Consider the following 13,448-nt stretch of genomic DNA (forward strand, 5'->3'; position numbering starts at 1 on the left):
ACGGTTATTTACTCTGAAGGAAGTTCTGTGTTTCCTGAATCAGCGCATCAGCAATTTTGCTGGTGTCCATTTTCAGCTCGCCGTTACGAATCGCGGTTTTCATCGCTTCGACGCGTTCCATATTGATATCGTTAGTACCCGGCTGCATCAGCTTAGACTGCGCATCACTCAACGTGACGCTGGTGCTGTTGGCCGTGGACGATTTTTCCAGACGCGCTTTAAGCGCTGGCGCGTCGTTCGTTTCGCGAGGTTGTACAGTGCTAACCGGCTTAAGGGGCGATGTACGATCAATGCTCATTGTGTTGTCCTCATAGAGGTTCGCGGCGTTGGCGCCTGACATCATCATTTGTTAATGAATTATCGGCAGCCGCCGTGAAATCTTTAAAAAGATTATAGGTTAATCAGAATATTCCCATCAGAACCGACGGTTCCGCTAACCACCTGACCTGAGGACATTCTCACCCGGGCGTTTTGCGCGACGGCAGCATTGTTCAGCGCCTGGCCTTCGCCATTGACGCTAAACCCGTCTCCGTTCGCGATGACCATCACGCGCTGCCCGGCTTTAATGCGCCATGCCTGACGCAACATCGACAGTTGGATTGCTTGTCCTGGTGCCAGATCGCGCAGGCTGACCGAGTCCTGCGCCTGGTTGATATCCAGCATCGTGCGTGGCGGAAGTTGGTCCAGACGACCGCGTTTTAGCGCCACACTCCCGGGCTGTAAAACGCTGCCGCGCGCCACCGGCATGGCGGCGACAACGTAGTTACCGGTCGCCTGTACGGCAACCTGTAAAAATCGTTTCTCGTTATTGCAGCGGGCCAGCACGTTCACGTTGCCCCACAGTTTGCTACTGCCGCTGACGCTGAACGAGGGCTGCTCACAGGAGGGAAGGAGATTGGGCTGCGTGCGGATAGTGACCGAGACTTCATCGCTAAAGCCGGCCAGTCGCTGGGCAAAAAACGCCGTCAGTTGCGCCTCAAGATCCTGTGCCTGCGCAAGGGAGCTAATCAGCAGTATGGTTGCGGCAAGGCCACTTTTGAACGTCAGCATCGCAAATTCCCACGGTTCCTGGAGTTAACAGGATTCTACCCTTCAGGGTTTCTCATCAACGCAACAAATAGCGACGCATTTTGTGCTTATTCCGTCGATAAGGCAGACGGGTTGAGATTTAAGCTACATGCTGAAATTTCGCCATCAGCGGAGGAGACATGCTCGATAAACTCGATGCCGCGTTACGTTTTCAGCAGGAAGCGCTCAATCTGCGCGCCCAGCGGCAGGAGATTCTGGCCGCTAACATCGCGAACGCGGATACCCCAGGGTTTCAGGCGCGCGATATAGATTTTTCCAGTGAGCTTAAAAAAGTGATGGAACGTGGCCGGGCTGAAGGGACGGGTGTCGCCCTTGCGCTGACGTCTGCACGCCATATTCCCGCCCAGGCGATGACTGCGCCGTCTACCGATTTACTTTACCGCATTCCCGATCAGCCATCCCTGGACGGTAACACCGTCGATATGGACCGGGAGCGCACCCAGTTTGCCGATAACAGCCTGAAATATCAGATGGGCTTAACCGTTCTCGGTGGACAGATTAATGGCATGAAGAACGTCCTGCAGGGGGGCAACTAATTTATGGCCTTACTGAACATTTTTGATATCGCCGGTTCAGCACTGACCGCACAGTCCAAGCGTCTGAACGTGGCAGCCAGTAACCTGGCGAACGCCGATAGCGTGACCGGGCCCGACGGCCAGCCCTATCGTGCAAAGCAGGTGGTCTTCCAGGTCGATGCTGCGCCTGGCGCGGCAACCGGCGGCGTGAAAGTCTCCGATGTCATCGAGAGCCAGGCGCCGGACAAACTGGTGTATGAACCCGGCAATCCGCTGGCAGATGCCAATGGCTACGTCAAAATGCCGAACGTCGACGTGGTTGGCGAAATGGTCAACACCATGTCCGCTTCCCGTAGCTACCAGGCGAACGTTGAAGTGCTCAATACCGTTAAGAGCATGATGCTCAAAACGCTCACTCTCGGCCAGTAAAGGAGACACGAATGTCCATTGCCGTCAATGTGAATGACCCGACTAACTCCGGCGTCAGTAGCGCCGGTAGCGTCAAAAGTTCCAGCTCACTGACAGGTAACAGCGCTGCCGATTTACAGGGCAGCTTTTTGACGTTGTTGGTGGCGCAGCTCAAAAACCAGGACCCGACCAACCCGATGCAAAACAACGAACTGACCACGCAGCTTGCGCAGATCAGTACCGTTAGCGGCATTGAAAAGCTCAATACCACGCTGGGTTCAGTCTCTGGCCAAATCGACAACAGTCAGTCTTTGCAGGCTGCCAATTTGATCGGTCATGGCGTCATGATCCCAGGCACTACCATCCTGGCGGGAACCAGCACCACCGAAGGTTCCAGCACCACCACGACCACGCCTTTTGGCGTTGAGTTGCAGCAACCGGCGGATAAAGTCACCGCCACTATCACCAACAAAGATGGCGTCGTCGTGCGCACTATCGACATTGGTGAGCTGAAAGCGGGTGTGCATACCTTTACCTGGGATGGCAGCCTGACTGATGGCACTACGGCGCCTAACGGTTCTTATAAAGTCGCGATTTCCGCCAGCAATGGGACGACTCAGCTGGTGGCGCAGCCGCTGCAATTCGCTCTCGTTCAGGGCGTTATTCGCGGTGCTGGCGGTAACACGCTGGATTTGGGTACTTCCGGTACCACCACGCTCGACGAAGTTCGGCAGATTATCTAAGCCTTAACACTTATCAGGAGTAAGTCATGGCCTTTTCTCAAGCGGTCAGCGGCCTGAATGCTGCGGCCACCAACCTGGATGTCATTGGCAACAACATCGCCAACTCCGCGACCTACGGTTTTAAATCCGGTACCGCTTCTTTTGCCGATATGTTTGCCGGTTCTAAAGTGGGTCTGGGCGTGAAAGTTGCGGGTATCACCCAGGATTTCACCGACGGGACCACCACCAATACCGGTCGTGGCCTGGATGTGGCCATTAGCCAGAACGGGTTCTTCCGTATGGTTGATGAAAACGGCTCTGTATTTTACAGCCGTAACGGTCAGTTTAAGCTCGACGAAAACCGTAACCTGGTCAACATGCAGGGTCTGCAACTGACCGGCTACCCGGTTGCGGGTTCTCCTCCAACCGTTCAGACCGGTGCGAACCCTCAGGCGATCTCTATTCCGAACACGTTGATGGGAGCAAAGTCCACCACCACGGCGACTCAGCAGATCAACCTGAACTCAACGGATACCGCACCAACGACGGCGTTTGATGCAACTAATTCAGACACCTACAACAAAAAAGGGACCGTCACCGTCTTTGACAGCCAGGGTAATGCGCACAACATGAACCTGTACTACGTCAAAGATGCGACGCCAGCGAACAGCTGGAAAGTCTATGCCCAGGACGCGAGCGTTGCAGGTAGCACAGCCTCTCTGGCGACGACGCTGACCTTTAACGCCAGCGGCGTTCTGACCGGTGGCGGCGAAGTTGATATCACCACCGCGACCATGCCGGGCGCGACACCAGCCACCTTCGCGATGAGTTTTGCCAACTCGATGCAGCAGAACACTGGTGCTAACAACATCGTGGCGACTAACCAGAACGGCTACAAGCCGGGCGACCTGGTGAGCTACCAGATCAACGATGACGGCACCGTTGTAGGTAACTACTCCAACGAACAAACTCAGGTTCTGGGTCAGATCGTGCTGGCAAACTTTGCTAACAACGAAGGTCTGAAATCTGAAGGCGATAACGTCTGGACGGCAACGCAATCTTCTGGCGTGGCGCTGCTGGGAACGGCGGGCTCAGGTAACTTCGGTACGCTGACCAACGGCGCACTTGAAGCCTCCAACGTCGATCTGAGTAAAGAGCTGGTGAACATGATTGTCGCGCAACGTAACTATCAGTCGAATGCGCAGACCATCAAAACCCAGGATCAGATCCTTAATACGCTGGTCAACCTGCGTTAATCGTCTAACGGGATGATGTCATGGATCACGCAATATATACGGCGATGGGCGCAGCCAGCCAGACGATGAATCAGCAGGCCGTTACCGCCAGTAACCTGGCGAATGCCTCGACGCCGGGTTTTCGCGCGCAGCTGAATGCGCTGCGTGCCGTACCGGTGGAAGGGCAGTCGTTGCCTACGCGTACGCTGGTCATCGCGTCGACGCCGGGTGCCGACATGACGCCGGGTCAGATGGATTACACCTCCCGTCCGCTGGACGTTGCGCTTCAGCAGGATGGTTGGCTGGCCGTACAAACGGCGAATGGCTCGGAAGGCTATACCCGCAACGGTAACATTCAGGTCGATTCAACGGGCCAGATGACCATTCAGGGACATCCGGTGATTGGCGAAGCGGGTCCGATTACGGTACCGGAAGGTTCGGAAATCACTATCGCGGCAGACGGGACGATTTCGGCCCTGAACCCGGGTGACCCGGCGAACACCATCGCCCCCGTCGGAAGACTGAAGCTGGTCAAAGCCGAAGGCAATGAAGTGACGCGCGGTGATGACGGTTTATTCCGTCTGAACCAGGCAGCACTGGCGACACGTGGCCCGACCTTACAGGCCGACCCGAGCATTCGCGTGATGTCCGGCGTGCTGGAAGGCAGTAACGTCAAACCGGTTGAAGCGATGACCGATATGATTGCCAGCGCGCGACGTTTCGAAATGCAAATGAAGGTTATCACCAGCGTTGATGAAAACGCCGGACGTGCTAACCAACTGCTGTCTATGACTTAACAGGATTTCTTATGATCAGCTCTTTATGGATCGCGAAAACGGGTCTTGACGCACAGCAAACCAATATGGATGTCATCGCCAACAACCTGGCGAACGTCAGCACCAATGGTTTCAAACGTCAGCGTGCCGTGTTCGAAGATTTGCTTTATCAAACCATTCGTCAGCCGGGCGCGCAGTCGTCCGAGCAGACCACGTTGCCGTCAGGCCTGCAGATTGGTACGGGCGTGCGTCCGGTTGCGACTGAACGTCTGCACAGCCAGGGCAACCTGTCACAGACCAACAACAGCAAAGACGTGGCAATCAAAGGCCAGGGTTTCTTCCAGGTGCAGCTGCCTGACGGGACCTCGGCCTATACCCGCGATGGTTCTTTCCAGGTGGATCAGAACGGTCAGCTGGTGACCGCCGGTGGTTTCCAGGTTCAGCCTGCCATCACTATTCCGGCGAATGCCCTGAGCATTACGATCGGACGTGACGGCGTGGTGAGTGTGACCCAGCAGGGGCAGGCCGCGCCTGTTCAGGTAGGGCAGCTTAACCTGACGACGTTCATGAACGATACCGGGCTGGAAAGTATCGGTGAGAATCTTTACACCGAAACGCAGTCCTCCGGTGCGCCGAATGAGAGCACGCCTGGCCTGAACGGCTCCGGTTTGCTGTACCAGGGTTATGTAGAAACGTCTAACGTCAACGTGGCGGAAGAACTGGTGAACATGATCCAGGTCCAGCGCGCGTATGAAATTAACAGCAAAGCAGTGTCGACGACCGACCAGATGCTGCAAAAACTGACGCAACTCTAAGGTGTAGTCCGGTGCGGCAAGCGTCGCACCGGCTCCCTGTTTTCGAAGATGAAGGCAATGCAAAAAAACGCGGCGTTTCGTTATCCAATTCTGACTGTTCTGGCCGTGACCCTCAGCGGTTGTGCCTTGATTCCGTCAAAACCTTTGGTTCAGGGTGCGACTTCCGCCCAACCCGTTCCCGGCCCCACGCCGGTGGTGAACGGCTCCATTTTCCAGAGCGCGCAGCCGATTAATTACGGTTATCAGCCGCTGTTCGAAGACCGTCGACCGCGTAATGTCGGCGATACCCTGACCATCGCGCTGCAGGAAAACGTCAGTGCGAGCAAAAGTTCCTCGGCGAACGCCAGCCGCGACGGCAAAACTAACTTTGGCTTCGATACGGTTCCGCGCTATCTGCAGGGCCTGTTCGGCAATGCCCGTGCTGATGTGGATGCCTCTGGCGGCAACAGCTTTAATGGCAAAGGCGGCGCCAATGCCAGCAACACCTTCAGCGGTACGCTGACGGTAACAGTTGACCAGGTTCTGGTGAACGGCAATTTACATGTGGTGGGTGAAAAACAGATCGCCATTAACCAGGGCACTGAATTCATTCGCTTCTCAGGTGTGGTTAACCCGCGCACCATCAGTGGCACCAACACCGTACCGTCCACCCAGGTGGCGGATGCGCGCATTGAGTACGTCGGTAACGGCTACATCAACGAAGCGCAGAATATGGGCTGGCTGCAACGCTTCTTCCTTAATTTATCGCCGATGTAAGCGAGGTGACCTATGTTTAAATCCCTCTTCGCAATGGTGTTGGTCCTGGTGGCGACATATGCCCAGGCTGACCGCATTCGCGATCTCACCAGTGTACAGGGCGTACGTGAAAACTCATTGATTGGCTATGGCCTCGTGGTCGGTCTGGACGGGACGGGCGACCAGACCACCCAGACGCCGTTTACCACGCAGAGTTTGAACAACATGCTGTCCCAGCTCGGTATTACCGTACCGACGGGCACTAACATGCAGCTGAAAAACGTGGCGGCGGTCATGATTACCGCGTCGTACCCGGCCTTTGCCCGTCAGGGGCAGACCATCGACGTGGTGGTTTCCTCTATGGGTAACGCCAAAAGTCTGCGCGGCGGGACGCTGCTGATGACTCCGTTAAAAGGGGTGGACAGCCAGGTATATGCGCTGGCGCAGGGTAACATTCTGGTTGGTGGTGCTGGCGCATCGGCGGGCGGAAGCAGCGTGCAGGTGAACCAGCTGAACGGTGGGCGTATCACCAATGGCGCGATCATCGAACGTGAACTGCCGACGCAGTTCGGTGCCGGGAACACCATCAATCTGCAGCTGAATAATGATGACTTCACGATGGCGCAGCAGATTGCCGATACCATCAACCGCAGCCGTGGGTTTGGTAGCGCAACGGCGCTGGATGCTCGCACGGTACAGATCAGAACATCCACCGGCAGTAGCAACCAGGTGCGCATGCTGGCGGATATCCAGAATATGGAAGTCAACGTTCCGCTTCAGGACGCCAAAGTCATTATCAACTCCCGTACGGGGTCAGTGGTGATGAACCGCGAAGTGACGCTGGATAGCTGCGCGGTGGCGCAGGGCAACCTTTCCATCAGCGTGAATCGCTCGGCGAACGTCAGCCAGCCGGATACGCCATTTGGTGGCGGTCAGACGGTTGTGACGCCGCAAACGCAGATTGATCTTCGCCAGAGCGGGGGCTCGCTGCAAAGCGTGCGCTCCAGCGCCAATCTGAACAACGTGGTGCGTGCGCTGAATGCGTTGGGCGCGACGCCGATGGATCTGATGTCGATTCTGCAATCCATGCAAAGTGCGGGCTGTCTGCGCGCCAAACTGGAAATCATCTAATGCTGGGTGATAGCAAACTGATGGCGGGAGCGGCCTGGGATGCCCAGTCGCTCAACGAACTGAAAACCAAAGCGGGGCAAGATCCGGCGGCAAACCTGCGCCCGGTCGCCCGCCAGGTCGAAGGGATGTTTGTGCAGATGATGCTGAAAAGCATGCGAGAGGCGCTGCCGAAAGACGGTATGTTCAGCAGCGATTCGACGCGACTCTACACCAGCATGTATGACCAGCAGATTGCCCAGCAGATGACCTCCGGTAAAGGGCTTGGCCTTGCGGATATGATCGTCAAACAGATGCAGGCGGCGCAGGGCATATCGCCTGACGAGCAACCGCAACAGGTGCCGATGAAGTTTGACCTTGAAACGGTGACCAGTTATCAGAATCAGGCGCTGACGCAGATGGTGCGTAAAGCGATGCCGAAGCCCGCGGAAAGCAGCGCCGAGCCGTTATCCGGCGACAGCAAAGACTTCCTCGCGCAACTGTCGCTCCCGGCGCGTCTGGCCAGTGAGCAAAGCGGCGTTCCCCATCATCTTATTCTGGCCCAGGCGGCGCTGGAGTCAGGGTGGGGGCAGCGCCAGATTCGTCGTGAAAACGGCGAGCCGAGCTTTAACATTTTTGGCGTTAAGGCCTCATCAGGCTGGAAAGGGCCAACCACCGAAATCACCACCACAGAGTATGAAAACGGCGCGGCTGTGAAGGTTAAAGCCAAATTCCGTGTTTACAGCTCTTATCTGGAAGCGCTTTCCGATTACGTTGGGCTGCTGAGTCGAAATCCGCGCTATACGGCGGTGACACAGGCGGCCACGGCAGAGCAGGGTGCACAGGCATTGCAGAACGCCGGCTACGCTACCGACCCGCAATATGCCCGCAAACTGACCAGCATGATCCAGCAACTGAAAGCGATGGGCGAGAAAGTGAGTAAAGCCTACAGCACCGATCTCGAAAATCTGTTCTAAAGCCTCAAGTTTGTGCGGGCGGTGTCGATAATCTTCATCAGGACTCGTGTCTGAAAGTTTAAAAGGAACCTCAATGTCCAGTTTGATTAACAGCGCCATGAGTGGCCTCGGTGCGGCTCAGGCAGCACTGAATACCGTCAGTAACAACATTTCCAGTTATAACGTGGCCGGTTACACCCGCCAGACCACGGTGCTGGGTGCATCGAACAGTACGTTGACAGGTGGCGGTTGGGTCGGCAATGGTGTGTATGTCTCAGGTGTGCAGCGTGAGTATGATGCGTTTATCACTAACCAGCTGCGTGCCGCGCAGAACCAGAGCAGTGGGCTGACCACACGCTATCAGCAAATGTCTAAGATTGACGATGTGTTGTCTGATACCACCAACTCCCTTTCCACCACTTTGCAGGGTTTCTTCACCAGCCTGCAAACCCTGGTGAGTAATGCCGAAGATCCGGCTGCGCGTCAGACCGTGCTTGGCAAGGCGGACGGACTGGTTAACCAGTTTAAGACCACCGATCAGTACCTTCGCGATCAGGATAAGCAGGTGAATACCGCTATCGCCACAAGCGTTGATCAGATCAACAACTATGCGAAGCAAATTGCGAACCTTAACGATCAGATCTCTCGTCTGACCGGCGTTGGTGCGGGCTCTTCCCCTAACAATCTGCTTGACCAGCGCGATCAGCTGGTGAGCGAACTGAATCAGATCGTCGGTGTGGAAGTCGCTGTTCAGGATAGTGGCACGTACAACGTGTCGTTTGGTAATGGCTATAGCCTGGTTCAGGGCAGCAACGCCAATCAATTAGCAGCCGTACCGTCAAGCGCGGATCCTTCACGCACGACGGTCGCGTATGTCGATGGGATCGCCGGCAAGGTTGAAATTCCTGAGAAACTGCTGAATACCGGTTCATTAGGCGGCTTGCTGACTTTCCGTGCCGAGGATCTGGACAAAGCTCGCAACACGCTCAACCAGCTTGCACTCTCTTTTGCTGATGCGATGAACCAACAGCACGCGAAAGGGTTTGATGCTAACGGTGACGCGGGCGGTAAGCTGTTTGATATCGGCACGCCTGCGGTGACGGGGAATGGTAAAAACAGCGTTCCCGGTGCCACAATGACGGCAACGGTAACCGATAGTTCAAAGGTACAGGCGACCGACTATAACTTTGAATTTAACGGCACTGACTGGACTATCACCCGTACCTCCGACAAAACCTCATTTACAGCGACGCCTGACGCCAGCGGCAACATGACCTTTGATGGTTTAACCGTCAATGTGAGCGGTACTGCGGTGCCTAAAGACAAATTCACCGTGAAGCCGGTCGTTGACGCCATCGTCAATATGGATCTGCTGATCAGCGACGAATCCAAACTGGCAATGGCCGGTTCGGCGACGGGGGGGGAAAGCGATAACGTCAACGGTAAGGCGATGGTGGCTTTGCAAAACAGCAAAGTGGTGGGGGGCAATAAGACCTTCAACGATTCCTATGCCGCGCTGGTCAGTACCGTGGGTAGCAGCACGGCTTCGCTGAAAACCAGCGTAGCGACGAAAGATAACGTGGTCACGCAGCTGAGCAATCAGCAGCAGTCTATCTCCGGCGTTAACCTCGATGAAGAGTACGGTAATCTGCAACGTTTCCAGCAATATTACCTCGCTAACGCGCAGGTGCTGCAAACCGCCAGCACGCTTTTCGATGCGTTAATTAATATTCGCTAAGGCTGAGGTGAACGATGCGTATTAGCACCCAAATGATGTACCAGCAGAACATGCGCGGGATCACCGATTCCCAAAGCAAATGGCTGGCTTATGGCGAACAAATGTCCACTGGCAAGCGGGTGAATCGCCCGTCTGACGACCCGATTGCAGCGTCACAGGCGGTCGTGCTGTCCCAGGCCCAGTCACAGAACAGCCAGTTTGCCCTGGCGCGTACTTTTGCCACGCAGAAAGTGGCCCTGGAAGATAACGTTTTAAACCAGGTCAATACCGCGATTACCAGTGCGCAGGAAAAACTGGTCTACGCCGCTAACGGCACGCTAAGCGATGACGATCGTCTCTCTTTGTCGACTGATTTACAGGGGATTCGCGATCAGCTGATGAACCTGGCGAACTCTACCGACGGCAATGGGCGGTTTATTTTTGCGGGTTATAAAACCGAATCAGCGCCGTTTGACTCGGTTACCGGTGTTTATTCCGGCGGTGATGATCCCATCTCGCAGCAGGTTGACTCCGCCCGAAACATGAATGTCAGTCATACCGGTAAGCAGATTTTTGAAAGTATTACCAGCAACGCGCAAGAGTTACCGGGCGGAGGTTATGGTGATACCAATATGTTCAAAATTCTGGATAACGTGATTGCAGCGCTGAAGGTGCCTGTTGACAATGATTCTGCTGCGGCTGAAGTCCAGAATCAGGCGATTGCGGCGTCTAACGTGGGCATTAAGAATACACAGAATAACGTTTTGACCGTCCTGGCCGATGTCGGTACCAAATTAAACGAACTCGATAAGCTCGATGCGCTTGGCGACGATCGTGCGCTGGGCCAAACCAGCCAGATGAGCAACCTGGTAGATGTTGACTGGAACGCGGCCATTTCGTCTTACACCATGCAGCAGGCAGCGCTTCAGGCGTCTTACAAAGCGTTCAGCGATATGCAGGGCATGTCTCTGTTCCAGCTTAACAGATAACATTTGACCTCTTAGAACATGTCTTGAAACTGGATATGTTTTGTCTGCCCAACCCGGGGCTCCGGATTGGGCTTTTTTTTTAGCCGTTTTGAGCCTGTGTGGACGTTATTCCTGCACGGTCGAACACTCTAATCAGCAGAGCGATCCCTCCGCATACTGTCGCCAGCGCCACCACGCCGCTCCAGCCTGTCAGTGCATACACTTTGCTGCCGATCGCAGAGCCAAGCGCCATACCCACAAAGATCACGGTAAACAGTAATGCATTGAGGCGACCGCGAGCCTGAGGCTCAAGGCTATACACCAGGTTTTGATGCGCGACCAGGCTGGACTGGAGGCCGAGATCAAAACCTACCGCCGAGAGTGCAATCAGGATTAACTGTCCGTGTGTGCCCAGCGCAGGCATGAGAAACATCAGCGCGAACGAAGCCGTTACCAGGGCCGCACCCAGCTGTGTCACTTTACCTGCGCCGAGCTTATCGGCTAATCCACCCGCCAGAGGCGCCGCCAGTGCGCCTGCGGCTCCCGCGATACCGAATCCGCCCGCCACGGCGCTGCCGAGGTGATAGCGCTCAAACAACATCACGGCCAGCGTGGACCAGAACGCGCTAAACGAAATCGAAAGAAAGCCTTGTGCCAGCGCGGCGCGGCGCAGAGCCGGATAGCGGATCCACAGATGTGCCATCGAACGCATCAGGGCTGGATAGCTCAGGGTGGACGGAATCGCAAAGCGCGGTAATACGGCCCACATCACCACGCCGATAAACGCGATACTGGCGGCGGCGAGTTGATACATCACCCGCCAGCCGAAAGCGTCGCCCACGACACCGCTAACGGTACGAGAGAGCAGGATCCCCAACAGCAGTCCGGTCATCACCGTTCCAACCGTTTTCCCCTGCTGGCCTTGCGGCGCCAGGATAGCGGCGGCCGGAACGATATCTTGCGCCATGGTGGCCGCCATGCCGATCAGCAGACTCGCCAGCAGCAGCGAGTGCAGTCCAGCGGTCAGGCTACACATCAGCAAAAAGAGAGACAGAGCCGCGCTTTTAACGAGTATCAATAACCGGCGGTCGTAGCGATCGCCCAGCGGGAGCAGGAACAGGATCCCCAGCGCATATCCCGCCTGAGTCAGCGTGGGAACCAGGCCCATTCCTTCGATGCTCAGATGGAGGTTGGTGCCCATTAACGGTAAGAGCGGCTGTGCATAGTAGATTGATGCGACGCTAAGACCTGCGCCAATAGCCAGGATGAAAATGACCCAGCGGCTAACGGTCGGGGTTGCGATTGGTGTGTTCATCAGAGAGACCTCATTTATGGAGTAAGCGCATTTTTCCCTTTTCGCTCTTGAGGTGGTAGTCAGCCGGGTGGTAAAACAGCTATACGCATAACGTATAGCAAGGGCGAAAATGAAGCGAAATGAGCGTATAGACAGAGTGGAGCTGATGCGGACATTTGTGCGTATCGTTGATTCAGGCTCGCTCTCTGCGGCGGCCAGACAGCTGGGGACCACTCAGGCGACCGTCAGCCGTCGGCTCCAGTCTCTGGAAACGCTGCTTGGCGTTAAGCTTCTGCTTCGCACCACGCATGCCACGAAATTAACTGACGATGGGGAGCGCTGTTATCAGCACGCCCGGCGCGTCATTGACAGCTGGCTGGCACTTGAGGATGAGGTGGGGCAGGCTGAAGACGAACCGGTTGGTATCCTGCGGGTACGCGCACCGCATGCTTTTGGTCAGGAGCAGCTTCTTACACCGTTGACCCAATTTTTGCAGCGCTATCCGCAGGTCAGCGTTGAGTGGATGCTAAACGACAGATCGGCCGATTTCCTCAGTGATAACATTGACTGCGCGATCCGAGTGGGCGCAGAGATAGACCCAGCCACTGTTTCGGTGCTGTTGGCCGAAGTTCCGCGAAGTGTTGTGGCTTCTCCGGCACTGCTGGCGCGATATCCGCTGCCTGTAAAACCAGAGGATCTTGGGGCGATGCCGTGGATTGCGCTCAGCTCTTTCTATCGCCAGCATATTGAACTGTATGACGGGGGATCGCCTCAGCCGGTTCGGGTGGCTATTTCACCGCGTCTCAGCACGGACAGTCTGTATGTGGCACGTAATACTGCGGTGAGCGGGCTCGGTGTGGCGGTGGTGTCGAGTTGGGCGGTCGAAGAGGATATCCGTCAGGGCAGACTGGTTCATCTTTTGCCTGAATGGCAACCGTTAGCGCTCCCGGTGCATCTGGTTTATCCCTGGTCGCGCTATCAACCGGCGCGTTTGAGGTACTTTCTCGAACTGATGCGTGAGGTGATGCCACAGATGGCGGGAATGCGAAAACACATTTCATAACTGCATCGTAATAAAAAAGCCGACCATCAGGTCGGCTTTTTGTTATGG

Annotated in this window: 15 protein-coding genes; 12 read left to right on the top strand and 3 right to left on the bottom strand. The window is 55.7% G+C overall.

All coding sequences use genetic code 11. The annotated features are described in order from the left end of the window. Positions 1 to 4: 4 nt before the first annotated feature. Entirely contained in the window at positions 5 to 298 is a 294-nt protein-coding gene (gene flgM, locus SOM82_RS07925; RefSeq protein WP_154125056.1) for a flagellar biosynthesis anti-sigma factor FlgM, read from the bottom strand. A gap of 92 nt (positions 299 to 390) precedes the next feature. Beyond that, complete coding sequence (gene flgA, locus SOM82_RS07930) at positions 391 to 1,050, bottom strand: flagellar basal body P-ring formation chaperone FlgA (RefSeq protein ID WP_320461184.1); 660 nt, start codon at positions 1,048 to 1,050, stop codon at positions 391 to 393. Positions 1,051 to 1,208: 158 nt separating this feature from the next. Between flgA and flgB the strand changes: the two genes are divergently transcribed. From flgB to flgL, 11 genes are all read left to right on the top strand, one after another. Continuing rightward, entirely contained in the window at positions 1,209 to 1,625 is a 417-nt protein-coding gene (flgB, locus tag SOM82_RS07935; RefSeq protein ID WP_154125058.1) for a flagellar basal body rod protein FlgB, read from the top strand. Positions 1,626 to 1,628: 3 nt separating this feature from the next. Next, the gene (gene flgC / locus SOM82_RS07940; RefSeq protein WP_042319667.1) at positions 1,629 to 2,033 is read left to right on the top strand and encodes a flagellar basal body rod protein FlgC; all 405 of its coding nucleotides are present in this window, start codon (positions 1,629 to 1,631) and stop codon (positions 2,031 to 2,033) included. Positions 2,034 to 2,044: 11 nt separating this feature from the next. Then, the gene (gene flgD, locus SOM82_RS07945) at positions 2,045 to 2,755 is read left to right on the top strand and encodes a flagellar hook assembly protein FlgD (RefSeq protein WP_154125059.1); all 711 of its coding nucleotides are present in this window, start codon (positions 2,045 to 2,047) and stop codon (positions 2,753 to 2,755) included. 26 nt (positions 2,756 to 2,781) lie between these two features. Continuing rightward, positions 2,782 to 3,990 carry a flagellar hook protein FlgE gene (gene flgE / locus SOM82_RS07950; RefSeq protein ID WP_154125060.1) on the top strand — a complete coding sequence of 403 codons (1,209 nt, stop codon included), beginning with the start codon at positions 2,782 to 2,784 and terminating at the stop codon, positions 3,988 to 3,990. A gap of 20 nt (positions 3,991 to 4,010) precedes the next feature. Continuing rightward, positions 4,011 to 4,766 (top strand): flagellar basal body rod protein FlgF, encoded by a 756-nt coding sequence (locus tag SOM82_RS07955; protein ID WP_154125061.1) that lies wholly within the window; start codon positions 4,011 to 4,013, stop codon positions 4,764 to 4,766. A gap of 11 nt (positions 4,767 to 4,777) precedes the next feature. Continuing rightward, on the top strand, positions 4,778 to 5,560 hold the full coding sequence (gene flgG / locus SOM82_RS07960) for a flagellar basal-body rod protein FlgG (protein ID WP_064325681.1): 783 nt from the start codon (positions 4,778 to 4,780) through the stop codon (positions 5,558 to 5,560). A 57-nt stretch (positions 5,561 to 5,617) separates the two neighbouring features. Then, positions 5,618 to 6,316, top strand: coding sequence for a flagellar basal body L-ring protein FlgH (gene flgH, locus SOM82_RS07965; RefSeq protein ID WP_154125062.1), 699 nt, complete (start codon positions 5,618 to 5,620; stop codon positions 6,314 to 6,316). A gap of 12 nt (positions 6,317 to 6,328) precedes the next feature. Next, complete coding sequence (locus SOM82_RS07970; protein WP_320461185.1) at positions 6,329 to 7,426, top strand: flagellar basal body P-ring protein FlgI; 1,098 nt, start codon at positions 6,329 to 6,331, stop codon at positions 7,424 to 7,426. Beyond that, positions 7,426 to 8,379 (top strand): flagellar assembly peptidoglycan hydrolase FlgJ, encoded by a 954-nt coding sequence (gene flgJ / locus SOM82_RS07975; RefSeq protein ID WP_154125064.1) that lies wholly within the window; start codon positions 7,426 to 7,428, stop codon positions 8,377 to 8,379. The genes SOM82_RS07970 and flgJ overlap by 1 nt, the downstream gene beginning before the upstream one ends. Positions 8,380 to 8,452: 73 nt before the next feature. Further along, positions 8,453 to 10,096 (top strand): flagellar hook-associated protein FlgK, encoded by a 1,644-nt coding sequence (gene flgK / locus SOM82_RS07980; protein ID WP_154125065.1) that lies wholly within the window; start codon positions 8,453 to 8,455, stop codon positions 10,094 to 10,096. Between the two features lie 14 nt (positions 10,097 to 10,110). Then, complete coding sequence (gene flgL / locus SOM82_RS07985; protein ID WP_320461186.1) at positions 10,111 to 11,064, top strand: flagellar hook-associated protein FlgL; 954 nt, start codon at positions 10,111 to 10,113, stop codon at positions 11,062 to 11,064. Between the two features lie 79 nt (positions 11,065 to 11,143). Here flgL and SOM82_RS07990 read toward each other — a convergent pair whose 3' ends face one another. After that, positions 11,144 to 12,358, bottom strand: a complete 1,215-nt coding sequence (locus tag SOM82_RS07990) for an MFS transporter (protein WP_320461187.1) — start codon at positions 12,356 to 12,358, stop codon at positions 11,144 to 11,146. A gap of 109 nt (positions 12,359 to 12,467) precedes the next feature. Between SOM82_RS07990 and SOM82_RS07995 the strand changes: the two genes are divergently transcribed. Continuing rightward, positions 12,468 to 13,400, top strand: coding sequence for a LysR family transcriptional regulator (locus SOM82_RS07995; RefSeq protein WP_154125068.1), 933 nt, complete (start codon positions 12,468 to 12,470; stop codon positions 13,398 to 13,400). Positions 13,401 to 13,448 lie beyond the last annotated feature (48 nt).

The organism is Lelliottia sp. CFBP8978 (assembly GCF_034046055.2).
In the GTDB taxonomy this organism is placed as follows: Bacteria; Pseudomonadota; Gammaproteobacteria; order Enterobacterales; family Enterobacteriaceae; genus Enterobacter.